24 protein-coding genes are annotated in these 24894 nt (G+C 63.4%); 14 read left to right on the plus strand and 10 right to left on the minus strand.

Going from position 1 to position 24894, the window contains the following annotated elements:
• Positions 1 to 217 precede the first annotated feature (217 nt).
• The 5 genes from rpmB (at position 218) to LB553_RS02910 (ending at position 5036) form a co-directional block, all read left to right on the plus strand.
• A complete protein-coding gene (rpmB, locus tag LB553_RS02890; protein WP_095767449.1) occupies positions 218 to 514 on the plus strand; it encodes a 50S ribosomal protein L28 in 297 nt (98 codons plus the stop codon).
• 111 nt (positions 515 to 625) lie between these two features.
• The gene (locus LB553_RS02895) at positions 626 to 1312 is read left to right on the plus strand and encodes a queuosine precursor transporter (RefSeq protein WP_224510508.1); all 687 of its coding nucleotides are present in this window, start codon (positions 626 to 628) and stop codon (positions 1310 to 1312) included.
• 57 nt (positions 1313 to 1369) lie between these two features.
• Positions 1370 to 2044 carry a hypothetical protein gene (locus LB553_RS02900; RefSeq protein ID WP_224510510.1) on the plus strand — a complete coding sequence of 225 codons (675 nt, stop codon included), beginning with the start codon at positions 1370 to 1372 and terminating at the stop codon, positions 2042 to 2044.
• Between the two features lie 190 nt (positions 2045 to 2234).
• Entirely contained in the window at positions 2235 to 4010 is a 1776-nt protein-coding gene (locus tag LB553_RS02905; RefSeq protein ID WP_224510512.1) for a GtrA family protein, read from the plus strand.
• A 216-nt stretch (positions 4011 to 4226) separates the two neighbouring features.
• Entirely contained in the window at positions 4227 to 5036 is an 810-nt protein-coding gene (locus tag LB553_RS02910) for a hypothetical protein (protein WP_224510514.1), read from the plus strand.
• Between the two features lie 58 nt (positions 5037 to 5094).
• Here LB553_RS02910 and LB553_RS02915 read toward each other — a convergent pair whose 3' ends face one another.
• From LB553_RS02915 to LB553_RS02930, 4 genes are all read right to left on the minus strand, one after another.
• The gene (locus tag LB553_RS02915; protein ID WP_224510516.1) at positions 5095 to 6111 is read right to left on the minus strand and encodes an esterase-like activity of phytase family protein; all 1017 of its coding nucleotides are present in this window, start codon (positions 6109 to 6111) and stop codon (positions 5095 to 5097) included.
• The gene (gene cobT, locus LB553_RS02920; RefSeq protein ID WP_224510518.1) at positions 6108 to 8006 is read right to left on the minus strand and encodes a cobaltochelatase subunit CobT; all 1899 of its coding nucleotides are present in this window, start codon (positions 8004 to 8006) and stop codon (positions 6108 to 6110) included. Before cobT ends, LB553_RS02915 begins: the two co-directional genes overlap by 4 nt.
• A gap of 55 nt (positions 8007 to 8061) precedes the next feature.
• Positions 8062 to 9048, minus strand: a complete 987-nt coding sequence (gene cobS, locus LB553_RS02925; protein ID WP_224510520.1) for a cobaltochelatase subunit CobS — start codon at positions 9046 to 9048, stop codon at positions 8062 to 8064.
• Positions 9049 to 9171: 123 nt separating this feature from the next.
• Positions 9172 to 9795: a J domain-containing protein gene (locus LB553_RS02930; protein WP_224510521.1), complete on the minus strand. Its 624-nt coding sequence runs from the start codon at positions 9793 to 9795 to the stop codon at positions 9172 to 9174.
• Positions 9796 to 9973: 178 nt separating this feature from the next.
• On the opposite strand from LB553_RS02930, the gene LB553_RS02935 reads away from it, so the two are divergent.
• A complete protein-coding gene (locus tag LB553_RS02935; protein WP_224510523.1) occupies positions 9974 to 10276 on the plus strand; it encodes a BolA family protein in 303 nt (100 codons plus the stop codon).
• Positions 10277 to 10317: 41 nt separating this feature from the next.
• Here the strand turns inward: LB553_RS02935 and LB553_RS02940 are convergent, their stop codons facing one another.
• Positions 10318 to 10458, minus strand: a complete 141-nt coding sequence (locus LB553_RS02940; protein ID WP_224510525.1) for a hypothetical protein — start codon at positions 10456 to 10458, stop codon at positions 10318 to 10320.
• Between the two features lie 290 nt (positions 10459 to 10748).
• Between LB553_RS02940 and LB553_RS02945 the strand changes: the two genes are divergently transcribed.
• Genes LB553_RS02945 through LB553_RS02955 form a run of 3 tightly spaced genes read left to right on the plus strand, consistent with a single transcriptional unit; the run spans position 10749 to position 15604 of the window.
• A complete protein-coding gene (locus tag LB553_RS02945; protein ID WP_224510527.1) occupies positions 10749 to 12698 on the plus strand; it encodes a PrkA family serine protein kinase in 1950 nt (649 codons plus the stop codon).
• Positions 12699 to 12717: 19 nt separating this feature from the next.
• The gene (locus tag LB553_RS02950) at positions 12718 to 14028 is read left to right on the plus strand and encodes a YeaH/YhbH family protein (RefSeq protein WP_224510528.1); all 1311 of its coding nucleotides are present in this window, start codon (positions 12718 to 12720) and stop codon (positions 14026 to 14028) included.
• Between the two features lie 28 nt (positions 14029 to 14056).
• Positions 14057 to 15604, plus strand: coding sequence for a SpoVR family protein (locus LB553_RS02955; protein WP_224510530.1), 1548 nt, complete (start codon positions 14057 to 14059; stop codon positions 15602 to 15604).
• A gap of 150 nt (positions 15605 to 15754) precedes the next feature.
• On the opposite strand, the gene LB553_RS02960 is transcribed toward LB553_RS02955, so the two are convergent.
• From LB553_RS02960 to LB553_RS02970, 3 genes are read right to left on the minus strand one after another with little or no spacing between them, the layout of a single operon-like run.
• Positions 15755 to 16651 (minus strand): HlyC/CorC family transporter, encoded by an 897-nt coding sequence (locus LB553_RS02960; protein WP_224510532.1) that lies wholly within the window; start codon positions 16649 to 16651, stop codon positions 15755 to 15757.
• Positions 16648 to 17793, minus strand: a complete 1146-nt coding sequence (gene aroB, locus LB553_RS02965; RefSeq protein WP_224510534.1) for a 3-dehydroquinate synthase — start codon at positions 17791 to 17793, stop codon at positions 16648 to 16650. Before aroB ends, LB553_RS02960 begins: the two co-directional genes overlap by 4 nt.
• Positions 17790 to 18407 (minus strand): shikimate kinase, encoded by a 618-nt coding sequence (locus tag LB553_RS02970; protein ID WP_224510536.1) that lies wholly within the window; start codon positions 18405 to 18407, stop codon positions 17790 to 17792. The genes aroB and LB553_RS02970 overlap by 4 nt, the downstream gene beginning before the upstream one ends.
• A gap of 189 nt (positions 18408 to 18596) precedes the next feature.
• Here LB553_RS02970 and LB553_RS02975 point away from each other — a divergent pair, with 189 nt between their 5' ends.
• The 5 genes from LB553_RS02975 (at position 18597) to LB553_RS02995 (ending at position 22565) form a co-directional block, all read left to right on the plus strand.
• Entirely contained in the window at positions 18597 to 18749 is a 153-nt protein-coding gene (locus tag LB553_RS02975) for a hypothetical protein (protein ID WP_042643428.1), read from the plus strand.
• 10 nt (positions 18750 to 18759) lie between these two features.
• Complete coding sequence (locus tag LB553_RS02980) at positions 18760 to 19674, plus strand: site-specific tyrosine recombinase XerD (RefSeq protein WP_224510537.1); 915 nt, start codon at positions 18760 to 18762, stop codon at positions 19672 to 19674.
• A gap of 101 nt (positions 19675 to 19775) precedes the next feature.
• Positions 19776 to 20726 carry an acetyl-CoA carboxylase carboxyltransferase subunit alpha gene (locus LB553_RS02985; protein WP_224510539.1) on the plus strand — a complete coding sequence of 317 codons (951 nt, stop codon included), beginning with the start codon at positions 19776 to 19778 and terminating at the stop codon, positions 20724 to 20726.
• A gap of 222 nt (positions 20727 to 20948) precedes the next feature.
• On the plus strand, positions 20949 to 22238 hold the full coding sequence (locus LB553_RS02990; protein WP_224510541.1) for a L,D-transpeptidase family protein: 1290 nt from the start codon (positions 20949 to 20951) through the stop codon (positions 22236 to 22238).
• 75 nt (positions 22239 to 22313) lie between these two features.
• Entirely contained in the window at positions 22314 to 22565 is a 252-nt protein-coding gene (locus tag LB553_RS02995; protein ID WP_224510543.1) for a sulfurtransferase TusA family protein, read from the plus strand.
• Between the two features lie 17 nt (positions 22566 to 22582).
• Here LB553_RS02995 and LB553_RS03000 read toward each other — a convergent pair whose 3' ends face one another.
• Together LB553_RS03000 and LB553_RS03005 are read right to left on the minus strand one after the other, a co-directional pair.
• On the minus strand, positions 22583 to 23692 hold the full coding sequence (locus LB553_RS03000) for a CobW family GTP-binding protein (RefSeq protein ID WP_224510545.1): 1110 nt from the start codon (positions 23690 to 23692) through the stop codon (positions 22583 to 22585).
• An 8-nt stretch (positions 23693 to 23700) separates the two neighbouring features.
• Positions 23701 to 24870, minus strand: coding sequence for a D-alanyl-D-alanine carboxypeptidase family protein (locus LB553_RS03005; RefSeq protein ID WP_224510546.1), 1170 nt, complete (start codon positions 24868 to 24870; stop codon positions 23701 to 23703).
• Positions 24871 to 24894: the final 24 nt, after the last annotated feature.

The raw sequence follows: 24894 nt of genomic DNA on the forward strand, positions 1-24894 counted from the left end.
CCCAGCCTCCATTCGCTGGCGATAAAACCGGACAACTCATGTGCTACCTAACCCGGACAACTCATGCGCTTACGACAGGCTGCGTCCCGGAGCTTGACGCAGTGGTGAAATGCCACTATGCAACGCCAACTTTTCCAAAGGCCGCCTGACCGATACCGCGCGCCGCCTGGCGCGGGCAGAATGGTTTGGCAGGTCTAGAAACTGAAGGTTAGACAAGATGTCCCGCACCTGCGAACTCACTGCCAAGGCAGTCCAGACTGGCAACAATGTGAGCCACGCCAACAACAAGACCAAGCGTCGCTTCCTGCCGAACCTGGTCAATGTGACGCTGATTTCCGAAGCGCTGAACCAGAATGTTCGCCTGCGCATTTCGGCCAACGCGCTGCGTTCGGTCGAGCATCGCGGCGGCCTCGACGCCTTCCTGGCCAAGGCCGACGTCAAGGAACTGTCGCAGCGCGCGCGTCTGCTCAAGAAGCAGATCGCCAAGAAGCTTGCCGAGCAGTCGGCCGCTTAAAGCAGCTTTCAGGCGGGGGACGACCGCCTTGGGCATCGGCCAGACCGGTGCTCGGAATGTGAGCGAGCGTCGGCATGACGCTCCGCTGGTTCCATCACCCAGGATAAAAAAATGAATTTCCTGACGCGATATTCGCCCTTCGTGGCCGCAATGGCGCTCGTCGTCGTGGCGTCGAACATCCTAGTGCAGTTCCCGATGCAGGGCGAGATCGGCGGCCTGTCGCTGGCCGACCTGCTCACCTGGGGCGCCTTCACCTATCCCTTCTCCTTCCTGGTCACCGACCTCGCCAACCGCCGCTATGGCCCGGCCGTGGCGCGCAAGGTGGTGTTCATCGGCTTTATGGCTGCGGTGACCTGCTCGATCCTGATCCCGCCCTTCCTGTTTCGCCACGGCCTGATCGAGTTCGAGACCGCCGCCGACCGGCTGGTGCGCATCGCCGCCGCTTCCGGCGCCGCGTTCCTCACCGCACAATTGCTGGACGTCACCGTCTTCAACCGCCTGCGCCGGCAGAGCTGGTGGCGCGCGCCGATCGTCGGCACGCTGGTTGGCTCGGTGTTCGACACGGTTGTCTTCTTCGGCGTCGCCTTCTCCGCGGCCTTCGCCTTTGCCGGCCCCAACGACAGCTTCGCGCTGGAGACCGCGCCGCTGATGGGCGTACTGCCGGTCGAGACGATGCGCTGGGTGTCCTGGGCGCTTGGCGACCTTTCGGTGAAGCTCATCATCGCTGTCGTGGCGCTGATTCCTTACCGTCTGCTCGCCGCGCGCTGGAGCCAGCCGGCGGTCGCGGTCGGAGCATGATCCCGAAAAGTGGGACCGGTTTTTGGAAAAGATCATCCTCAAACAAAATGAGAGAGCATGATCCCCTGGGTTCAGCTTGATTCCACGCGCACGCCCGAGGGCGGCCAGGAGCTGCGCCTTAAACAGCGCGGCGCTGAATTTTCGATCATGCTCGGCACCAACGAGCTGATGAACAGCCGCCTCAGCGGCTCCGAGGAAGCGCTGGCCAGGCTTTCCTGCGAGCGGATCGCCGGCCGCAAGCGGCCAAACATCCTCATCGGCGGGCTCGGCATGGGTTTCACCTTGCGCGCGGCCCTCTCCGCGCTCGATGCGGACGCCACCGTCACCGTTGCCGAACTTGTCCCCGCGGTCGTCGCCTGGGCGCGCGGCCCGATGGCGGAAATCTTCGACGGCTGCCTCGACGGCCCTCGCGTCGCCATTCGCGAGGCCGATGTCGGCCAACTGATACGGGCGGAGAAAGCCGCCTGGGACGCCATCCTGCTCGACGTCGACAATGGTCCCGAAGGCATCGTCTACAAGGGCAATGACGCGCTCTATGGCGCGGCCGGCCTGGCGGCCGCGCGAGCCGCCTTGACGCCCGGCGGCGTCCTGGCGGTCTGGTCGCAGGGGCCGGACAGCGGCTTCACCCGGCGGCTGAAGCAGGCCGGCTTCGTGGTCGAGGAGATCAGCACGCGGGCCAACGGCAAGCGCGGTGCTCGCCACGTCATCTGGGTTGCTACCAACCAGGCCTGACGCTTTCAGCCACGGCCGCAGCGGCTTTACGCTTTGTTACGCCCGATGATGCAGGATCGCGGAAATTCTCCAGAGTGGTTCGCCGTTTCACGGAAACGGCGAACCACTCTACCTCTCTGTTTTGATGCAATTCCTAACGGAAAACCGTGGCACACTTTTCCTGGAATTGCTCTAAGGCATCGCGACCAGCATGACCGTGCATGGCACCGGTTGGAAAAACGATCTCCTGCTTGCGTTGTGCGCCATGCTGGTGGTGCTGACGATCAACGCCGTTTCCGGCTTCCCCACCCTTGCGAATTATGGCGCAGACAATGACAGCATGCTGCGGCTGGTCGAGGTTCGCGACCTGCTCGGCGGCCAAAGCTGGTTCGATCTCCATCAATACAGGATGGGCACCTCGGGCGGCTTCGTCATGCATTGGTCGCGGCTTGTCGACACGCCGCTCGCGCTGATCATCATGGCCTTCGATGCGCTGGGCGCCAGCACGGCCGCTGCCGAACGCGCCGCGCAGATCATCTGGCCGACCCTCCTCTACGGGCTGACCATATTCGTGCTCATGCGCGCCTCGCAGCGCTTCGCCGCTGCGAATGTCGCGATGCCGGCAATCATCCTGTCGACGGCGGCGCTGTTCTTCCTGATGATCTACAGCCCGGGGGTGATCGATCATCACAACGTCCAGCTGTTGCTGACCGCAGCCAGCCTCTGGCTCCTGATGGAAGCGCCCTTCTGGCGGCCCGCTGCCCTTCTGTCGGGCATTTGCGCCGGCCTGACGCTCGCGGTCGGCATGGAGACCGCTCCTTATGTGGCGGTGCTCGGCATCTGCGCTGCTGTCCTGTTCATCCTCGACGACAAGGAGCGCGTCACGGCACGAGGCTTTGGCCTCGGATTTGCCGGCATCGCCTCCCTGGTTTTCGTAGCGACCATCCGGCCCGCCGACTGGGGCGTGGCCCAATGCGACGCCTTCTCGTCCTTCCAGTTCGCGGTAGCAGCGCTGTCCGGCTTCGGCCTCGCGATCGCGGCTGCGTTGACCGCGTCGACAACGCGGGCGCGGCTGGTTTCAATGCTGGCGCTTGCGGTGGCGGTCGCGGCCGCCGTGATGCTGTTCTTCCCGCAATGTCTGGCATCGCCCTATGCGGGCATGGACGAGCGCATCCGCACCTATTGGCTGGCCGACGTGATCGAAGCCCAGCCCTTCTGGAGCGTCGCCATCCACCAGCCGAAGCTAATGGCGGCGCGCTATGTGACGCCCTTCATCGCGATTCTGCTGATCGGCTTTCAACTCCGGACCCGTCGCCTGCGCCGCGAGGAAACGCTGGCCGCCATCCTGCTCCTCGTTGCCTTCGTCGTCAGCCTTTGGCAGGTGCGCGGCTCGACCTTCTCCGTCGCCTTCGCCATATTGCCGCTCTCGGCCTGGATCGCGAAAATCCGCCTGCGGGCGGACGCCGCCCCGTCATGGCGCCTTTCCGCCGGCATCGTCCTGGCGTGGCTGGTCTCGCTGAACGCGACCTGGACCGGCGTCGCGATAGCGGCGCAGTCCATGGTCCAGACGGCGCCGCAGCGGATCAATTCCGATCCCGACCATGCCGTGACCTGCGGCAAGCCGGGCGACTTCCGCGACCTCGCCGCCATGCCGGCGACGACGGTGCTTGCCTCGTCCAATCTCGGCTCGGGAATATTGGTGTTCACCGGCCACCGCACGCTGGCCGGCCCTTACCACCGCAATGTCGGCGGCAATTTGGCCATGCTCGATGCCTTCATGGGAGCCCCGGACGCCGCCCGCGCCGTCATCGAGCGCGAGCATGTTGGACTGATCGCGATCTGCCGCGGCAACACGGAAGAGATATCGCTGGCCTCGGACGCGCCGGAAGGCCTTGCCGCGGCGTTGCTGCGGGGCGACCTGCCGGAATGGCTCGAACTAGACCAGTCTACGGCGGGAAAGCCGATCGAGATCTACAAGGTCCGTTGAATATCAGCCTGCAACGATATCAGCATCGTCGACCGCGCCCCTCGCAACCTGCTTGCTTTGAGCTGATGCAACTTCACTTCGTGATTTAGAAAATCGCGATCGAAATCAGTTCCGTGGGTCGTTGCAATCCAGCCTGTGCTTTGGTTAGCATTTCGCTGGGGCGGCGATATATGTATTCAAGCAATTTGGATTCGGGGTTTTAGGGAGAGAATATCCATGTCGGCCACAGAGGACGCGCTGGTGCCTGCATCAGCCACACAAACGCTGCAGCATGTTGTCTCCCACATGGTGGGCGCCGTGAACCGCGCCGCCTTTGTGGAAAAGCCTTTCTGGCATTTGGAGATGACCGATGTTTTCCCGGCGGACCTTTATCGGCGCATGCGCGCCGCCATGCCGGAGGCGCGCGAATATCGTGCGCTCAAGGGGCGCAACAATGTGAATATCAAGGCTGACGGCACCGCGACGCGGATCAAGATCGACCTCTACCCTGAATATATCCGCCATCTGCCTAGCGAGAAACGGGCCGTCTGGGCGTTGGTCGGCAAGGCATTGCATGCGCCGGACCTGAAGCAAGCGTTCATGCGCCGCCTCGCCCCGGGCCTGGAGCGCCGGTTCGGTCCGGACTTCATGAAGGTCGGCATGTATCCGGTGCCGATGCTGACGCGCGACGTGGCGGGCTACAAGATCGGCTTCCACACCGACACGAAGTGGAAGGGCATCACGGTGCAGTTCTACCTGCCGGAGGACGACTCGATCAACCATATCGGCACCCGCTTCGCCGAGCGCATGCCGGACGGGCGTTTCGAGAATTCGCACCGGATGTCGTTTTCGCCGAATACAGGCTACGCCTTTGCGGTCGGCACCGACACCTGGCACGCCGTCGACACCGTCGGACCGGAAGTCCGCACCCGCGACAGCATTCTTCATACCTATTTCGTCGACAACACCACGACGCTCAAGATCCGCAACCGGAGCAAGCGCGCGGCCAATTTCGTGATGAACGAAGTCCGCCACATCGGCCGGTAGAACAATTCCAGGAAAAGTGTGAACGGTTTTTCCGTGCGGCCGACAGGGCCCATCGTCCTCAGTCCTGGTGCAGGATGAATTCCAAATAGAGGTTCCGCTGCAGGATCGAATGGTTGTCGTCGGATATCAGCGATACCATCAGCGCGCCGTCGTCGCGGGTCCAGACGTCGAGCCCTTCCATATTGTCGATCTGGTAGCTCATGTCGGCCTCCATCAGCACCGGCCCGTCGGCGACCGCGCCCTTCGCGACGCTTTCGCCATAGATGCGCCGCAGCCGCATCTTCACCCCGCGGGCAATCGAGAAACTGCGTTCCAGAAGCAGCAGGTCGCCGTCCGGCAGGAAGGCGCCGTCGGTTATGTCGAAATCGCCGTCGCGCCTGACGGTGAAGACGCCCTTGTGCGGTCCCTCGATGACGGCTGCGTAGACGTTGCCTGCCTTGTTGAGGCTCCTCTCCGAGACCACGACCAGGCCGCCCTCGTGCTGCCCATAAGGATTGGCGTGGGTGACGGTCTCAAAGCCGCGGTTCTGGCGCAGCTCCTCGGCCGGGATCTGATAATCGAGCTGCCTGACCGGGGCTTTCATATTGTCGGGATCGATCTTGAACTGGGCGACGCGCTGGTCGCGCTCGAAGCCGACGGTGGCGATGCCGTCCTTGACCGCGAGCCCCTCCGCGTCGACCTCCCATTTCCGGTCGATCGGGCGGCCCGCGGCGTCGACCATCTGCTGCATGCGGAAATTCGTCACACCCAACGGTCGCCTGCCGGCGTCACGCGTGATCGTGCCGAAGAACCAGAAACCGGTGTCGGCGACACCGATGAAATCGCCGCCCGGCTTCAGGAAGCGAAAGGCCGACAGCGCGCCGAAATCGCGCGCCGGCGAGGTCATCTCCAGCCCGCCGACGAATTCGAGCGGCCCGAACCGCGTCTCGTCGTGGCCGATATGGAACTGGCTGATCGGCCGCGCTGAGATCTCGACCGTCTCGACGGGAGTCCCCGCAGCGGCAATGGCCGGCGAGGCGCAGGCCAGCATGCAGGCGAAAAACGTCCGCCGCGCACGCCTCCTTGAAAAGATCATCCGGCGCGCCGCAGGCCGCCGCGCCTTGTGTCGCGCGCGCTTTCCTCGCCGAACAGCGATGCGAGCTGCTCGGTCATGGCGCCGGCCAGTTCCTCGGCATCGACGATGGTGACGGCGCGGCGATAATAGCGCGTGACGTCGTGGCCGATGCCGATCGCCAGCAGCTCGACCGGCGAGCGCGTCTCGATCAGCTCGATGACCGCCCGCAGATGGCGTTCCAGGTAATTGCCCGGGTTGACCGAGAGCGTGGAATCGTCGACCGGCGCGCCGTCGGAGATCATCATCAGGATCTTGCGCTGCTCCGGCCGGCCGATCAGCCGGTTATGCGCCCATAGCAGCGCCTCGCCGTCGATGTTTTCCTTGAGCAGGCCCTCGCGCATCATCAGCCCGAGATTGCGCCGCGCGCGCCGCCACGGATGGTCGGCGGATTTGTAGATGATGTGGCGCACGTCGTTGAGCCGGCCGGGATTCGGCGGCTTGCCGTCCTTCAGCCATTTCTCGCGCGCCTGCCCGCCTTTCCACGCCCGCGTGGTGAAGCCGAGGATTTCCACCGAAACGCCGCAGCGCTCCAGCGTGCGCGCCAGTATGTCGGCGCAGGTCGCAGCGACCGTGATCGGCCGGCCGCGCATCGAGCCCGAATTGTCGAGCACCAGCGACACCACCGTGTCGCGGAACTTCGTGTCGCGCTCCTGCTTGAAGGACAGCGGCTGCATCGGGTCGATGACGACGCGGACCAGGCGCGCCGGATCGAGATAGCCTTCCTCGAGGTCGAAATCCCAGGAGCGGTTCTGCTGCGCCATCAGCCGGCGCTGCAGCCGGTTGGCGAGCCGCCCGACGACGCCGGAGAGGTTGGCCAGCTGCTTGTCGAGGAAGGCGCGCAGCCGGTCTAGTTCCTCTTCCTCGCACAGATCCTCGGCGCCGACCGTCTCGTCGAAGGCGGTGGTGAAGACCTTGTAATCGATCTCTTTCGGCAAATTGAGGAATGGGTTGTCGTTGCGCTTGGCCTCGCCCGGCGTCTCGGCGTCGGAATCATCCTCGTCGGAGAGATCGTCCGAGGTGGCGTCGGTCGCCTCGGTCTCGGCCGACTCTTCCTCGTCGGCGGAGGCTTCGGCATCTTCCGACTGCGACTGCTCGGAGCCTGAATCCTCCTCGCCGCCCTCCTCGCTCTGTTCCTCGCCTTGCTGCTCGTTCTCTTCGTTTTCCTCGGAGTCGTCGGTTTCCTGGTCGTCGCCAAGCTCTTCGGCCATTTCCATGGAAACCAGCATGTCGCGCACGACGCGGGCAAAGGCCTGCTGGTCCCCGAGCTTGGCCGACAGGCCGTCCAGATCGGCGCTGGCCTTCTCCTCGATCCAGGGACGCCAGAGGTCGACCAGGCGCTCGCCGCTCTTCGGCACGGGACGTCCGGTGAGCTTTTCGCGCACCATCAGCGCGATCGCCTCTTCGAGGGGGGCGTCGGCCTTGTCCCTGACGTCGACGAGGTTCGCCTTGGTGTATTTGTCCTCGAGCATCGAGCCGATATTGTCGGCCACGCCCTGCATGGCGCGGCTGCCGATCGCCTCGACACGAGCCTGTTCGACGGCATCGAAGATAGACCGCGCCAGCTTGCCCTCCGGCGCCAGCTTGTTGTGGATGCGCTGATCGTGGCAGGCGCGCTTCAGCGCCATGGAATCCCCCAGCCCACGGGTGATCGCGATATCGTTGCGGGAAGCTTTCTTCGGCAGCTCGGGCAGCCGGGCGCGGTTGCCGGCGAGCGCCGGCCGATCCTTGGCGAAGCCGACCTCGAGGTCCTTGTCGCCGGCCACGGCGCGCATGCACACGGTCACGGCGCGCTTGAAGCTGTCGGCTTCAGACCCGTTCTTCGGCTTGTTGCGCGTGTTGTCGCCCGGACCCGCCATTGATCATTCCCTGCGCGATTCATGCTGAAAGGCTGGAGGCCTTTCAGCTGCGCACCTAACCCAGCACCACGTTGGCGGCGCTCTCCGGCAGATCCTCGCCGAAGGCGCGCTGGTAGAACTCAGCCACAACCGAACGCTCCAGCTCGTCGCACTTGTTGAGGAAGGTCAGCCGGAACGCCATGCCGATATCGCCGAAGATCTCGGCGTTCTCGGCCCAGGTGATGACGGTACGCGGGCTCATCACGGTCGACAGGTCGCCATTGATGAAGGCCGAGCGCGTCATGTCTGCGACGCGCACCATCTTGTTGACGATGTCCTTGCCCTTGTTGTCGCGATAGTGCTTGGCCTTCGCCAGCACGATGTTCACTTCATTGTCGTGCGGCAGGTAGTTGAGCGTGGTGACGATCGACCAGCGGTCCATCTGCGCCTGGTTGATCTGCTGCGTGCCGTGATAGAGGCCGGTGGTGTCGCCGAGACCAACCGTGTTGGCGGTGGCGAACAGCCGGAACGCCGGATGCGGGCGGATGACGCGGCTCTGGTCGAGCAGCGTGAGCCGCCCCGACGATTCCAGGACGCGCTGGATGACGAACATCACGTCAGGACGGCCGGCGTCATATTCGTCGAAACAGAGCGCGACATTGTGCTGATAGGCCCAGGGCAGAATGCCGTCGCGGAATTCAGTGATCTGCAGGCCTTCCTTGACGACGATGGCGTCCTTGCCGACGAGATCGATACGGCTGACATGGCTGTCGAGATTGACGCGCACGCAGGGCCAGTTGAGCCGCGCCGCCACCTGCTCGATATGCGTCGACTTGCCGGTGCCGTGGTAGCCCGACACCATTACCCGGCGGTTGTAGGCAAAGCCGGCGAGGATCGCCAACGTCGTCGCGCGGTCGAAGAGGTAGTCGGGATCGATATCCGGCACATGCTCGGTCGCCGCCGAATAAGCGGGAACGACCATCTTGGACTCGAAACCGAATTTCTCCTTCACCGACACCGTCGTGTCGGGCAGGTTGGCGATATCGCGATCGACCTTGTTCATCTCTATCAACGTCTCCACGGGCGAAACGCCGCGTTTCGCCGGCAATCGATTTTGTCCGGGGGCGGTCTTAGAGCCTTTTCCAACCTTATGAAAGTTGGAAAACGACACGGACCGTGGGGCCGCTCAGCACAATCCTGCCTGCTTGAGCACGCGATAAGCCTGGAGCACATCGCGTAACCGGTCTTCCGAACCTCTGTCGCCGCCATTCGCATCCGGGTGGTGGCGCTTTACCAGTTCCTTGTAACGCGCCTTGATGTCCTGGCCAGTCGCCTTTGTGTCAAGGCCAAGCGTTTCCAGCGCCTTGGCCTCAAGCGGCTTTGCCTTGCGCTCCCGCGGCTCGCGCGCGCCTGAGCCGAACAGGTTGAACGGATCGCGCATGCGGTTGTAGTAGCCGGCGCGACCCGAACGCTGCTGCGCGAAATCCGGCGCCGAGCGCGTCCCGCCGCCATTGGCGCCCATGCGCCATGTCGGCCTGTGGCCGGTCAGCGCCTCTTTCTGGAAGCGCGCGATCTCGCTGTCCGACACGCCGGAGAAGTAATTGAAGCCCTTGTTGTATTCGCGCACATGCTCGAAGCAGAAGCGGAAATACTCGCCCTCCTTGAGGCGTCCGACAGGCGCCCGGTGCGTGCCTGCCTCGTTGCAGCCGTCCCACTGGCAGATCGGCGCGCGCGACTTAAGCTCCGCGTCCTTTTCCGGCCGGATTCGAATTTTCTCGAAATATTTGGGATACGCTTTCATCTCACCCATTTATGGGCTGTTCGCACCTGCGAAACAAGAATTGACATTTCGCCGATGATCGCCCTAACCGCTGAATCGCGGCTTAAAAGCGGTCGAATTCAGATTTTGCGGCTGTGCCGCAGGTAAGTTGCGGCCATGCCGTCAACAATTTGCGGCTATGGCCGTCAAGTGGGGAAGGGAAGCCCGGATGTCCATACAGTCGACGATGGAAAACAAGCTGAAAGCGGCATTTTCGCCCGAACGGCTCGCCGTCATCAACGAAAGCCACCTTCACGCCGGCCATCATCACGTCGAGCACGGTCACGAGGCCCACTTCGACGGCACCGGCGAGACGCATTTCCGCGTCCGTGTCGTCTCGGCCGCCTTTGCCGGCATGAGCCGCGTCGATCGTCACCGCGCTGTCAACAAATTGCTGGCCGATGAATTGAAAGCCGGCGTGCATGCGCTGGCGATCGAGCCGGCGGCACCGGGCGAGAAGACGCGCTGGTAGTCAGCCGACCGTCGCCTTGAGAAACGCCAACACAGCCGCGGTCAGGGCATCGCCGTCCTGACCGATTGATCGACACCGCCGTCGAACAGCGTGACCTGGCCCGGACGCCCGGCGGCTGACGCGCCTGCCGGCAACAGCGCCGTCAGGGATGCCGCAATGGAGCTGCGCCGATCGATCATCATCCTCATCTCCGGCCAGATTTAAGGCGGCAGCGCGCGGATGCGCGCCGCGCACTTCGATAAAGCATCAATAACGACAACTTGTGGAGCGCAAACCAGATCCCGCCCTTGAAGCTCCGCCGGCAATCACCACGTATTTTCCAAGGCGAGCAATTCGGCCGCATCGGGCATCTAAACGGGTCAATGTCAGATTGCATGCGCTATCCTTCATATGAAGGGAACAAACAGCGCTTTCCGGCAGTTGATGCAGCGATGAGCCGATTGGCAGCCCATCGGCTCCGAGGCAAAGCACCATGCGCGAGAACCAATCAGACGTCTTCGATCTGTTTTCGGAGATTTATTCCAACGCGGCCCAGGAAGAGATCAGCCTACAGCAATACCTACTGGCCTGCCGCGAAGACAAAACCATGTATGCGTCGGCACCCGAACGCATGGTCGAGGCGATCGGTGAGCCGAATCTGATCGACACCAGCAAGGACGAGCGGCTCGGTCGCATTTTCTCCAACCGCACCATTAAGATCTATCCCTCTTTCTCCGACTTCTACGGGATGGAGGATACGATCGAGCGCATCGCCGGATATTTCCGCTACGCCTCGCAAGGCCTCGAGGAGCGCAAGCAGATCCTCTATCTCCTCGGTCCGGTCGGCGGCGGCAAATCCTCGCTCGCCGAACGGCTGAAGAAGCTGATGGAAGAGCGGCCGATCTACACGCTCAAGGTCGGCAACCAGATCAGCCCGATCTTCGAGTCGCCGCTTGGCCTTTTCCATCCCGATCGCATGGGCGACCTGCTGGAAGACAAATACGGCATCGCCCGCCGCCGCCTGAGCGGGCTGATCTCGCCCTGGGCGGCCAAGCGCCTCGACGAGTTGTCGGGCGACATCTCCAAATTCAGTGTGGTCAAGCTGATGCCGTCGCGGCTGCGCCAGATCGCCATCGCCAAGACCGAGCCCGGCGACGAGAACAATCAAGACGTCTCGGCCCTGGTCGGCAAGGTCGACATCAGACAGTTGGAGCACTTCAGCCAGTCCGACCCGGACGCCTATTCCTACAGCGGCGGCCTCAACCGGACGACGCAGGGCCTGCTCGAATTCGTCGAAATGTTCAAGGCGCCCATCAAGGTCCTGCACCCGTTGCTGACCGCAACCCAGGAAGGCAGCTACAACGGCACCGAGAATTTCGGCGCCTTCCCGTATCAGGGCATCGTCGTCGCCCACTCCAACGAATCGGAATGGCAGCAGTTCAAGAACAACAAGAACAACGAGGCCTTCCTCGACCGCATCCTCGTGGTCAAGGTTCCCTATTGCCTGCGCATCACCGAGGAACGGCAGATCTACGAAAAGCTGCTCCGTGAGAGCGAATTGGCGAACAGCCCCTGCGCGCCCGAAGTGCTGGACATTCTCAGCCGCTTCACCGTCTCCACCCGCCTTGCCGAACATGAGAACTCGCCGCTCTACACCAAGATGCGCGCCTATGACGGCGAGAACCTCAAGGAAATCGACCCGAAGGCGAAGTCTGTCCAGGAATATCGTGACGCGGCCGGCGTCGACGAAGGCATGACCGGGGTCAGCACCCGCTTCGCCTTCAAGATCCTGTCGCAGACCTTCAACTACGACACCAAGGAGGTCGCCGCCGACCCGGTGCACCTGATGTACATCCTCGAGGAGGCGATCAAGCGCGAGCAATTCCCGAAGGAGACGGAGGCCGCGTATCTCGAATTCATCAAGTCGGAGCTCGCGACGCGCTACGCCGAGTTCATCGGACACGAGATCCAGAAGGCCTATCTGGAATCCTACAGCGAGTACGGTCAGAACCTCTTCGACCGCTACATCGCCTATGCCGACGCCTGGATCGAGGATCAGGATTACAAGGACCCCGACACCGGCCAAATCCTCAACCGTGAGGTCCTGGACAAGGAATTGTCGCAGGTCGAAAAGCCCGCCGGCATCGCCAATCCCAAGGACTTCCGCAACGAAGTGGTCAAATTCACCTTGCGCGCCAGGGCGCGCAACCATGGCCGCAATCCATCCTGGACGAGCTATGAAAAGCTTCGCGAGGTCATCGAGAAGCGCATGTTCGGACAGGTCGAGGACCTGCTGCCGGTGATCAGCTTCGGCTCCAAGCAGGACAGCGTCACGGAGAAGCGGCACAACGAATTCGTGCAGCGCATGGTGGAGCGCGGCTACACTCAGCGGCAGGTGCGACGGCTGGTCGACTGGTACATGCGCGTGAACAAGGCGGGCTGAACAAAGTCGGGACGGTTCCATGCCGATCTTCATCGACCGCCGCCTCAATCCGAAGGACAAGAGCCTGGGCAATCGCCAGCGCTTCCTCAGGCGCGCGCGCGAAGATCTCAAGCGCAGCGTGCGCGACCACGTCCGGACAGGCCGCATCGCCGACGTCGACCGAGAGCACGCCGTGCCGATGCCTCGCAAGGGTATCAACGAACCGACCTTCGGCAACGACAAGGAAACCGGCCGGCGCCAGCATATCCTGCCCGGCAACCGGACGTTCAGCCCCGGCGATCTTATCGCCAAGCCGGGCGGCGGCGGAGGCTACGGATCGGCCCCGGGAACCACGGCATCCGAAGACGACTTTCGCTTCGTGCTGTCGCGCGAGGAAGTGCTCGATCTTTTTTTCGAAGACCTCGAACTGCCGGATCTGGTCAAGCTCAATCTCAAGCAGATACTGAGCTTCAAGCCGAGACGGGCGGGCTTCAGCGCAAGCGGAGCGCCGACCAACATCAATGTCGGACGCACGATGCGCAACAGCCATGGGCGGCGCATCGCGCTGAGACGCCCCAAACAGGCGGAGCTCGACGCGATCGCCCGGCAGATTGCCGAGCTCGAAGCGAAGCCGGCCAGCGCGGCGGTAAGCGAACGCATCGCCGCCCTGCGCGAGGCGTTTGAGCGGCTGGAGCGCCGGCGCAGGCGCATTGCCTATGTCGATCCGGTCGATATCCGTTTTAATCGCTTCGATCCCCAACCGGTGCCGAATGCGAGCGCGGTGATGTTCTGCCTGATGGACGTCTCCGGCTCGATGGGAGAGCGCGAGAAGGATCTGGCCAAACGCTTCTTCGTGCTGCTGCATCTGTTCCTGACGCGCCGTTATGAACGCACCGAGGTCGTCTTCATCCGCCACACCCACGAAGCCAAGGAGGTGGACGAGCATACATTCTTCTACCACACCGAAAGCGGCGGCACGGTCGTCTCAACCGCGCTCGAGGAAATGCACCGCATCATCGAAGAACGCTATCCGGTCGCCGAATGGAACATCTACGCCGCCCAGGCTTCCGACGGCGACAATTTTGCTACTGACTCCGAGCGCTGCATAGAACTGCTCGACCGCAAGATTATGCGGCTTTGCCAGTATTTCGCCTATGTCGAGATCATCGACGAGCGGGAAAGCCATATTTTCGGCTCGACCGAGAACGGAACGTCGCTCTGGCGGGCCTACAACGCCGTCGACGGGAAATGGCCGAACTTCCAGATGAGGCGCATCGCTGCGCCGGCCGACATTTACCCGGTCTTCCGAGAGCTCTTCGCCAGGCAACCTGATCTGCGCAAGAGCGCTTGAGGACTGAGGGTCGAAGGGACATAGGCCGATGGTCAGCCAGGCGCGCAAATCCGAACTGTTGTTTTCCGGGTCTGACTGGGACTTTTCGAGACTGTCCCGCGTCTATGACGAGATCGAAGCGCTCGGCCTCGAAGAGCTTCGACTCGACATCTATCCGGTGCAGATGGAGGTCATCTCTTCCGAGCAGATGCTCGACGCCTATTCTTCGGTCGGCATGCCGCTGATGTACCGGCATTGGTCTTTCGGCAAGCGTTTCCTCTACGACGAGCTTCTTTACCGCAAGGGCGCGCGCGGTCTGGCCTATGAGCTGGTCATCAACTCCAACCCCTGCATCGTCTATCTCATGGAAGAGAACACCATGGCCCTGCAGGCTTTGGTGACCGCCCATGCCGCGCTTGGGCACAACCATTTTTTCAAGAACAATCATCTCTTCCGGCAATGGACCGATGCCGGCGGCATTTTGAGCTATCTGGATTTTGCCAAGAGCTACATAGCCCGATGCGAGGAACGGCATGGCCTGGCAGCCGTGGAAGCGATCCTGGATTCAGCCCACGCGCTGATGGAACAGGGTGTGTTTCGCTATCACCGGCCGCCGAGGCTGTCGTCGGAGCAGCAGCGCGAAGGGCTTCGCGAGCGCCTGGAATACGAGGAGCGTTCCTTCAACGATCTCTGGCGAACGCTGCCGCCTCCTCAAGAGAGCGGCGAGACCAAAACAGGCATTGACGACGATGCGGCCGAGCGGAAGAAATCGCTTCATCTGCCGGAGGAAAACCTGCTCTACTTTCTCGAGAAGAACAGCCTCGTCCTCGAGCCCTGGCAGCGCGAGATCGTCAGGATCGTGCGGGTCATCGCGCAATACTTCTACCCGCAGCGGCAAACCCAGGTGATGAACGAAGGCTGCGCGACCTTCGTGCACTACACGCTCATGAACACGCTTTTCGACCGTGGCCGTATCAGCGAAGGCGCCATGCTCGAGATCTTGCGCAATCACTCGAACGTCGTTTTCCAGCCGGCCTATGACGACCCGCGCTTTTCCGGCATCAATCCCTATGCGCTCGGTCTCGACATGATGCAGGACATCCAGCGCATCTCGACCACGCCGACAGCCGAGGACCGCGACTGGTTTCCCGACATCGCCGGCCGCGGCGACTGGCGCGACACCTTGGTCGACGCCTGGGCCAACCACCGCGACGAATCCTTCATTCGCCAGTATCTGAGCCCGGCGCTGATCCGCAAATGGCGGCTCTTCGTGCTGGCCGACGGTGCCGACGAGCCGCATTACGAAGTCGCCTCGATCCACAATGAGCGTGGCTATGCCAAGATACGGTCGGCGTTGGCGCAAAGCTACGACATCGGGGCAAGTCGCCCCGACATCCAGGTGATCGACGTCGACCTCCTGGGCGACCGGCATTTGCGGCTTCAGCACACGGTGAAGGACGGCGTGATGCTCGAGGGTGAAAGCCGCGATGCGACGCTGCGCCATGTCCGCAACCTCTGGGGCTACGACGTCAGCCTGGCCGCAATCGATGGCGGAACCGGCGCAATGCTCTCCGAGCGCTGGACCAAGGAACTCTAAGATCGCAGGCTGTCGCTAGATCAAGATGACGTTTCGTTGAATCGCCATCCTGATCTAACTCTTTGTTGGAGCATGATCTTCTCCGAAAACCGGTTACCACTTTTCCGGATCATGCTCTAGCAGGCCGGCATTACGTGATTATCAACACACCTAGCCTTCGCTGGCCGGACGTATCCTCAACCTCGCAATGCGGTTCTTGTCGCGTTTCATGACAACGAAGCGCTTGCCGTGGAACGTGAAAGCCTGCTTCTCCTCAGGAATCGATTGCGTCTCGTGGATGACGAGACCGGCGATCGTCGTCGCCTCCTCGTCGGGCAGGTCCCAGTCGAGTGCGCGGTTCAAGTCGCGGATCGGCACCGTCCCGTCGACAACGACCGAGCCGTCAGCCTCCTTCTTCACGCCCTGCATATCGATGTCGTGCTCGTCGGCGATCTCGCCGACGATTTCCTCGATGATGTCTTCCAGCGTCACCAGTCCTTCGACCTCGCCATATTCGTCGACGACGATGGCGAAATGCGCCTTGCGCCGCAGGAAGGCGTTGAGCTGTTCCTGCAAGGTGGTGGTGTCCGGCACGAACCACGGCTTCGCCGCGATCTTCATGACGTCGATCCGCGAAAAGTCGTTGCCGACCTCGTTGAGGGCTCTCAGCAGATCTTTCGCGTGCAGGACGCCGACGATGTTGTCGAGCGAGCCCTTCCACAGCGGCATGCGGGTGTGCGGGCTCTGCAGGATTTCGCGCACCACCGCCTCCGGCGCATTGTCGGCATTGACCGAGCGCATATTGGTGCGGTGGACCATGATGTCCGACACTTCGAGTTCATCGAGGTCGAAGAGGCCTTCGAGCCGATTGCGCTCCTCACCGGCAGTCGCGCCCTCGCGGCGGGCATCGTCGATGTCTTCATCCTTGCCGTTGCGCTCTGTTCGCTGCGGCGGCTCGAGCGGCCGAAGCGCGTAGCCGAAAGCGGCAAGCAACCGGGCACGGAACAGAAGCGCCAAAAGCACGATGACGGCAAGGACGGCGGCGACGATCCAGCCGGCGCCGGTCATCTGGAATGGCTCATCTTGAGCCGTTCGGGATGGCTCACTTTGAGGAAGGAGAGCACTTCCGAGGACGGCACGTCCTTGGCGATGAACGACTGGCCGATGCCGCGCGTCAGGATGAAGGTCAGCGCGCCGCGCGAGACCTTCTTGTCCTGGGTGATGAAGCCGAGCAGCGCCTCGGCATCCGGCAGGTCGCCCGGAATATCGGCCATCCGCCAGGGCAGGCCGACGGCGCGCAGATGCGCTTCGACGCGCTCCGCGTCGTCCGGGCTTGCCAGGTTGAGCCGCGCCGAAAAACGATGTGCCAGCGCCATGCCGATGGCGACGCCCTCGCCATGGACGAGGCGCGCGCCGTCATATTGCGTGGCTGCTTCCAGCGCATGGCCGAATGTATGGCCGAGATTGAGCAGCGCGCGGTCGCCGGTCTCGAACTCGTCGCGGGCAACGACATCGGCCTTGGCGCGGCAGGCCTCGGCGATCGCCCCGACCCGCGCCGGACCGCCTGCGAACACGTCCCGCCAGTTCTGTTCAAGCCAGGCGAAGAAGGCCGGGCGGTCGATCAGCCCGTATTTGGCAAGCTCGGCATAGCCGGCGCGGAACTCGCGGATCGGCAGCGTGTCGAGCACGCCCGTGTCGGCGAGCACCAGCCTGGGCTGGTGGAAGACGCCGACGAGGTTCTTGCCGCGCGCGCTGTTGATGCCCGTCTTGCCTCCGACCGAAGAATCGACCTGCGCCAGCAGCGAGGTCGGGATCTGCACGAAGTTCATGCCGCGCCGCACGATGCCGGATGCGAAGCCGGCAAGGTCGCCGATGACGCCGCCGCCGAGCGCGATCACCACGTCACGGCGTTCGAGCTTTGCCGCGAGCACGCCGTCGACCACCTCCTCGAGATGGGCGAAACTCTTGGTCTTTTCGCCGGCGGGCAGCGTGATGACGGCGGACTGGATGCCGCCCTCGCCCAGCCCCGCCTTGAGCGTGTCGAGATGCGCGGCGGCGACGTTCTCGTCGGTGACGATGGCCGCGCGGATGCCGGGAAGGCGGCGCGCGATCTCTTCGCCGGAGCGCGCGAGCAGCCCCGAGCCAATGAGGATGTCATAGGCGCGGTCGCCGAGCCCGACCTCGACCTTCACCGGTTCGGCCTGGCTCACGGCTGCACCTCGTCAGTTGGAGCGCCCGTCGCGATCGTGGCGACGCCGAGTTGGGCGCAGAGCGCCGCGACGACCTCGCCGGCGATGATCTCCTTGCGGTCGTCGCGCGTCGGCACGGTCAGGTCGGCGGTCGCGTACACCGGATAGCGCTCGCCCATCAGGCGCTCCAGCACACCGCGCGGGTCGGGATTCTTGAGCAGCGGCCGGTTCTGCTTCTTGGAGACGCGCTCCATCAACAGGTCCAGATCGGCTTTCAGCCAGACCGATACGCCATGCGCCGAAATCGCCTCGCGCGTCTGCGCGTTCATGAAGGCGCCGCCGCCGGTCGACAGCACCTGCGGACCGTTCTCCAGCAGACGCAGGATCACGCGCTGCTCCAGCGCCCGGAATTCCGGCTCGCCATAGCGCTCGAACAGCTCCGGCACCGTCATGCGCGAGACGCTTTCGATCTCCTGGTCGCTATCCATGAAGGGCAGCGAAAGCATCGTCGCCACCTTGCGGCCGATCGCCGTCTTGCCGGCGCCCATCAACCCGACGAAGACGATCGAACGGCTGCCGAGCGCTTCGATCAGCGCGGCGCATCCTTCGTCCGTCGGATTTGGCAGAGCGTTCATCGGGGCCTCTTTGCGCCGTATCGACATCAAAAGCCTGTTTGCGTCAAGCGCAGGCGGACGAACGGTTTCAAAGCTTTTCCGGCAAAACCTCTGTCGACCGAAATCCTTCGTCCTTGAATTGCCTGGATTGGCGTCCCATAAGGGCACAGGGCTTTGGAAACGCAGAACAGCAAGACGGGCGAAATTTGAATGCCGACTTTGTTTCGCTTCGTCGTGACGCTGGCGGTTCTTGCAGGCATTGCCTATGGCGCGATGTTCGCCCTGGCCATGTTCGTGGAGCCGAAAAAGGCCGAAATGAGCATCCGAATTCCGGCCGAGAAGCTCAATCCGAAGAAGAATTGATCCCGGCCCGATGAACAGCGCCGCCCGCATCGAAGCCTTCCTCGAAATGATGAGCGCCGAGCGGGGCGCGGCCGAAAACACGCTTTCGTCCTACCGCCGCGATCTGGAGGATGCTTCCGAGGCGATCAAAGGCGGGCTTGCCGGCGCGGGGCCGGCCGACATCCGCGCCTATCTCGACGACATCGCCGCGCGGGGCTTCGCGCCGACCTCGCAGGCGCGCAAATTGTCGGCGATCCGCCAGTTCTTCAAATTCCTCTATGCCGAAGGCCTGCGCGGCGACGACCCGACCGGCACGCTGGACAGCCCGCGCAAGGGCCGGCCGCTGCCGAAGACGATGAGCGAGGCCGAAACGGGCCGGCTGCTCGACCGCGCGGCGCAGGAAGCGGCAGAAACCGGACCGGACGGCGACAGGCTGGCCGCGTTGCGCCTGCACGCGCTGGTCGAGGTTCTTTACGCCACCGGCCTGCGGGTGTCGGAGCTGGTCGGCCTGCCGGTCACGGTGGCGCTGCGCGACGACCGCTTCTTCATGGTGCGCGGCAAGGGCGACAAGGAACGCATGGTGCCGCTGTCGGCCAAGGCGCGCGCCGCCATGCGCGCCTGGCTTGCCGCGAGAGCCGAGCGGCCGGCCTTTGCCGAGAGCCCGTTCCTGTTTCCGTCCTCCTCGGACAGCGGCCATCTCTCCCGGCAGGTGTTCGCCCGCGATCTCAAGGGCTTGGCCGCGCGGTCCGGCATAGCGTCGGCGAAGATCTCGCCGCATGTGCTTCGCCACGCTTTTGCCAGCCATCTCCTGCAGAACGGCGCCGATCTCAGAGCCGTTCAGCAACTCCTAGGCCATGCCGATATCTCGACCACGCAGATCTACACCCACGTTCTGGAGGAGCGGCTGGTGCGGCTGGTCAACGATCATCACCCGCTTGCCGACTAGGCCTCATATCGCTATGTGAGGGCGACGTTCCACCGCCCGGAGCCGGCATTTCAGCGGTTCCGCCAGCCATTTGCCTTCCGACGGATCGGTCCGACCCAAGCATGTACAACTACCTCGACTTCGAAAAGCCGGTGCAGGATCTGGAGCTCAAGATCCTTGAGCTGAAGAAGCTTGCCGAGAACGGCGAGGCGGTCGATGTCGCCGAAGAGATCAGCAGGCTGGAAAAGCGCTCGCGCGACGCGTTGCGCGACCTCTACAAGGCGCTCACGCCCTGGCAGAAGGTGCAGGTCGCGCGCCATCCCGACCGCCCGCATTGCGTCGACTACATCAAAGGGCTGTTCACCGATTTCACGCCTTTAGCCGGCGACCGCAATTTCGGCGACGACCAGGCGATCGTCGGCGGCTTCGCGCGTTTCCGCGGCGAGCCGGTGGCGGTCATCGGCCAGGAGAAGGGTTCAGACACGGCAAGCCGCATCAAGCACAATTTCGGCTCGGTGCGGCCAGAGGGCTATCGCAAGGCGGTGCGGCTGATGGAGCTTGCCGACCGCTTCCAAATCCCGCTTTTGACATTGGTAGACACGGCCGGCGCCTATCCCGGCGTCGGCGCCGAGGAGCGCGGTCAGGCCGAAGCCATCGCGCGTTCGACCTCCGCCTGCCTTTCGCTGAAAGTGCCGTCGATCTCGGTGGTCATCGGCGAAGGCGGCTCCGGCGGCGCCATCGCGATCGCCACCGCCAACCGCGTCTACATGCTGGAGCATGCCATCTATTCGGTGATCTCGCCCGAGGGCGCGGCGTCGATCCTGTGGCGCGACACCACGCGCTCCAAGGACGCTGCGACCAACATGAAGATCACCGCGCAGGATCTTCTCGAGATGAAGATCATCGACGCCATTATTCCCGAGCCGATCGGCGGCGCCCAGCGCGCTCCGGAGACGGTAATTGCGTCCACCGGCGACCTCATCGCCCGGACGATGAAGGATTTTGCCGGCGCCAACACCGATTTCCGCGAGCAGCGCCGCGAGAAATATCTGGCGATGGGCCGCAGCCTTTGACCTCTCAAGTCCCGGCAAGACGTTCAACTGTGGCCGGAATAAGCAATTCCGCCACAAAAATGCCGCCGGATTCGGCTCAATGGAAATCGCCGCGAGGGGTTTGCCAAGGCTTGCGGTAAGGAATTTTCAAGGTTAACGGGCTTACGGTCCCACTGGTGTTCAGCCTGCGGGCCCGGCCATGCCGAGTGCCGTTGGCCCGAGAGAAGAGACGTAGCCGTATCGATGTTTGCCAAGCTTGCCCGCACCGGAGTCCTGATCGCCGCCATCGGCGTCGCCGGCTGCAATGATTCGTCGATGAAGGATTTCGCGCCGGAGGCCAACAAGCCGCTGCCGGACAAGATCCTTGCCGACATGAAGGCCAAGGGCATGGTGCGCACCTCTTCGGTGATGGCGCGCATCTTCAAGGAAGAAGGTAAGCTGGAGATCTGGAAGGCCAAGACCAATGGCCGCTACGATCTCGTCGCCACCTACGACATCTGCAAATGGTCGGGAAAGCTCGGCCCGAAATACACCGAGGGCGACCGCCAGGCGCCGGAAGGCTTCTATACGGTGCGTCCGTCGCAGATGAATCCGCGCTCGAATTACCATCTGTCCTTCAACATCGGCTTCCCCAATGCCTATGACCGCGCCAATGGCCGCACCGGCCAGAACCTGATGGTGCATGGCGCCTGCTCGTCGTCCGGCTGCTATTCGATGACCGACGCGCAGATCGAACAGATCTATGCCTTCGGCCGCGACGCCTTCCAGGGCGGCCAGACCGAGTTCCAGATCCAGGCCTTCCCGTTCCGCATGACCGCCGCCAACATGGCGCGCTACCGCAACGACCCGAATTACGAATTCTGGAAGATGCTGAAGGTCGGGTACGACAATTTCGAGATCACCAAGGTGCCGCCGAAGGTCGACGTCTGCGAGAAGCGCTATGTCTTCAACCAGGTGGCGCCGGAAGGCACGACCTTCGACCCGACCGGCCCCTGCCCCACGACCATGCAGCCTGACTCGTTGAAAACGGCCTATGCTGACTACGAGAAGCGTTACGACGCGGCCTTCAAAGCAGCCGTCAATTCCAGCACGCCGCCGCCGAAGCCGACGATTGCCGGCATCAAGGAAGCGAGCATCGTTTCCGACTGGTCGAAGCGCCGCGCCCGCGGCGAGCGCGTGCCGATCGAGCCGCCGTCGCTGAATGCCGACGGCTCGGTGACGGAAACTACCCGCATGGGCCGCATCGATTCCCCGCTCGGCCGCAAGATGGCAGCAGCCGACGCGCAGAAGGAAGCCAAGCGCAAGGCCGAAGAGCAGCGCGTGGCCGCGATCGAGGCGGCTAAGGCCGCCAAGGAAGCGGCTAGGCAGCAGGCGCTGGCCGAGAAGGAAGCCGCCAAGCAGGCGGCGCAGCAGCCGGTCGTCACTGCAGGCGTCGAGGCAGTGCCCGCGCAGGAGACCCAGCAGGCCGCCGACGCCGACCAGGGCACCGTGTCAAAGCTGAAGAAGAAGCTGCTCGGCATGTTCGGCGGCTGAGGCTTCAATGCATGTCGCCCAAAAGCATGCTCTCGGGCATTGACCCGAGGGGTAAGGCGGTTTTGGAATAGCGACATGCATGAACAGAGGGCAAAGCCGCCCGCCATCTACGATCTCAAGGGACTGAACTGTCCGCTGCCGGTGCTGAAAGCCCGCAAGCGGCTGGCTGCGATGCGGCCGGGTGCCAGGCTGTGGCTCGAGACCACCGATCCGCTGGCCGTGATCGACATCCCGGCCTTCTGCGCCGATGCCGGCCACCAATTGGTCGAAACGGCCGCGGTGACGGGCGGCCATCGTTTCCTGGTCGAGCGCGGCAGCGCGGCCTGACCGGCGTCGTTTTCGGCCTATAGCCCCGCTATTGCCAGCGGATTGGTCTCCAGCGCGGCCCGGTCCGGCGTGTCGATCGACGGCTTGTTGGTGAAGGCGGCGAACAGCCGACGGCTGTAGTCCTGCGGCATGTCGAGCGTGATCAGCACCAGCCTAGTGCCGCGCTGGCCGTCGGGCCAGGCCGGCAGCCTTGCCGGCGGATGCAGGATCTTCTGCACGCCGTGAATGACCAGCGGCCGCGACGGATCCTCCGCAAGCTCGATGACGCCCTTCATGCGCAGGAGTTTCTCGCCATGCGTCGAGCGCAGAAGATCAAGGAACATTTCGATCGCCGAGAACGGCACCGGGCCGTCATGGACGAGCGAGTGCGTGCGCACGCGCGTATCATGGCGATGCTCATGATGGTGGTGGTGATCGTGGTCGCCGTCATGGTGATGATGATCATGGTGATGATCATGCGCCGCCTCTTCACCAAGCCAGCGCCGCACGTCGGCGGACTTGGTTTCAGGATTATAGAGGCCGCAATTGAACAGCGCCGCGGCGCCGGCATCGGCGACGTCGAGCAGGACGGCGCCTGGATTGACCTGCTTCAGCCTTGCCCGCAACGCCTCGACCTCGGCCGCGTCGGCCAGGTCGATCTTGGTCAGCACGATGCGGTCGGCCACCGCCGCCTGCTTCACCGCTTCGACATGGGTATCGAGCGTTGCCTCGCCATTGACGGCGTCGACCAGCGTGATGACGCCGTCGAGCCAGAAGGCGTGCACCAGCGCCGGATGCGCCATGATCGACTGCAGCACCGGCGCCGGATCGGCCAGACCCGTCGTCTCGACGACGACGCGCGCCAGTTTCGCGATACGGCCGGTCTGCAGCCGGTCGACGAGATCGGCGAGCGTGTCGACCAGGTCGCCGCGCACCGTGCAGCACAGGCAGCCGTCGGAAAGCTGGATGATGCCGTCGGAAGCCTGCTCGACCAGCAGATGGTCGATCGCCACCTCGCCGAACTCGTTGATGATCACCGCCGTGTCGGCAAGCGCCGGCTCCTTGAGCAGCCGATTGAGAAGCGTCGTCTTGCCGGCGCCGAGGAAACCGGTGAGCACGGATACGGGAATGGGAAAGCTGCTGTCCATGACGCGGCTCAGTTGGCCTTGGCGGGCTGGTCGCCCTGCGCCGCGGCGGCAGCCGTTCCGGTCGCCAGAGGCTCGGCGCCGGCCGGCGCCGGCCTGTCGGGTCGCCAGCTCGGCAGCGGCACACCGGCATAATTCTGATCGGCCTGGTCGACGAACGCCTTGGGCGCCGGCCCCGTCGCGCCGCCGAGACCGACGGCAACGAGCGTGGGGTGGTCGAGCTTCACCTGGTAGGGCGATTTCGGCTTATCCTTGGCGGCAACCTCGGGGGCCGCCTCCGATTGCTCGTTCTTCGGCTTTTTCGCGCAGATCTCGTCATGCATATCGTTGGGCGACAGTGTGTCGCCATAGGGCTTGAGCCCTGCAAGCGTGGTCGAAGTGGCCGTCGGCATCTCAAAACCCAAGTCGAGCAGCTTTGCCGCCGCTTCGGCGCGGCTGATCGCCGATTTCTCACCCAATACCACGGCCACCAGCGTGCGCCCGTTGCGTGTCGCCGAGCCGATCATGTTGAAGCCGGACGGACAGACGAAGCCGGTCTTCATGCCGTCGGCGCCCGGATAGCGGCCGATCAGGAGATTGTAGTTCGGGATCGCCTTCTTGCCGACCGCAAGGCCTTCGATCGAGAACCACGGGGCATATTGCGGAAAATCATTGCGCAACGCCGTCACCAGCACGGCAAGGTCACGCGCGGTCGTATACTGCTCCGGCGAATAGAGCCCGTTCGGGTTGACGAAATGCGTGCCGACCATGCCGAGCCGGGCCGCCTCGGCGTTCATGCGGTCGGCAAAGGCAGCCTGCGACCCGCCGATATTCTCGCCCACGGCCATGGCGATGTCGTTGGCCGACTTGACCAGCATCATCTTCAGCGCGTTGTCGAGCCGCATCACCGAGCCGGGCTTGAAGCCCATTTTGCTCGCCGGCTCGCCGGCCGAATGCTTCGTCACCTTGATTGGCGAATCGAGCGCCACCTCGCCGGCCTGGATCGCGCGGAAGGCAACATAGGCCGTCATCAACTTGCTGAGCGAGGCCGGATACCAGCGCTTGAATGCGTCCTGGTGCTCCAAGATTGAGCCGCTCTTCAAGTCGAAAAGGACGATCGGATTGGCCCGGACCGGGCCGGCAAACACCGGCAACGCAAGCGCGCCTCCCAGCAATAGGTTGAGGAAATGCCTTCGCCGCATGATCAAATCCGAAATCGCCTCTTG

Source organism: Mesorhizobium sp. CA8 (assembly GCF_020164955.1).
Taxonomy (GTDB): Bacteria; Pseudomonadota; Alphaproteobacteria; order Rhizobiales; family Rhizobiaceae; genus Mesorhizobium.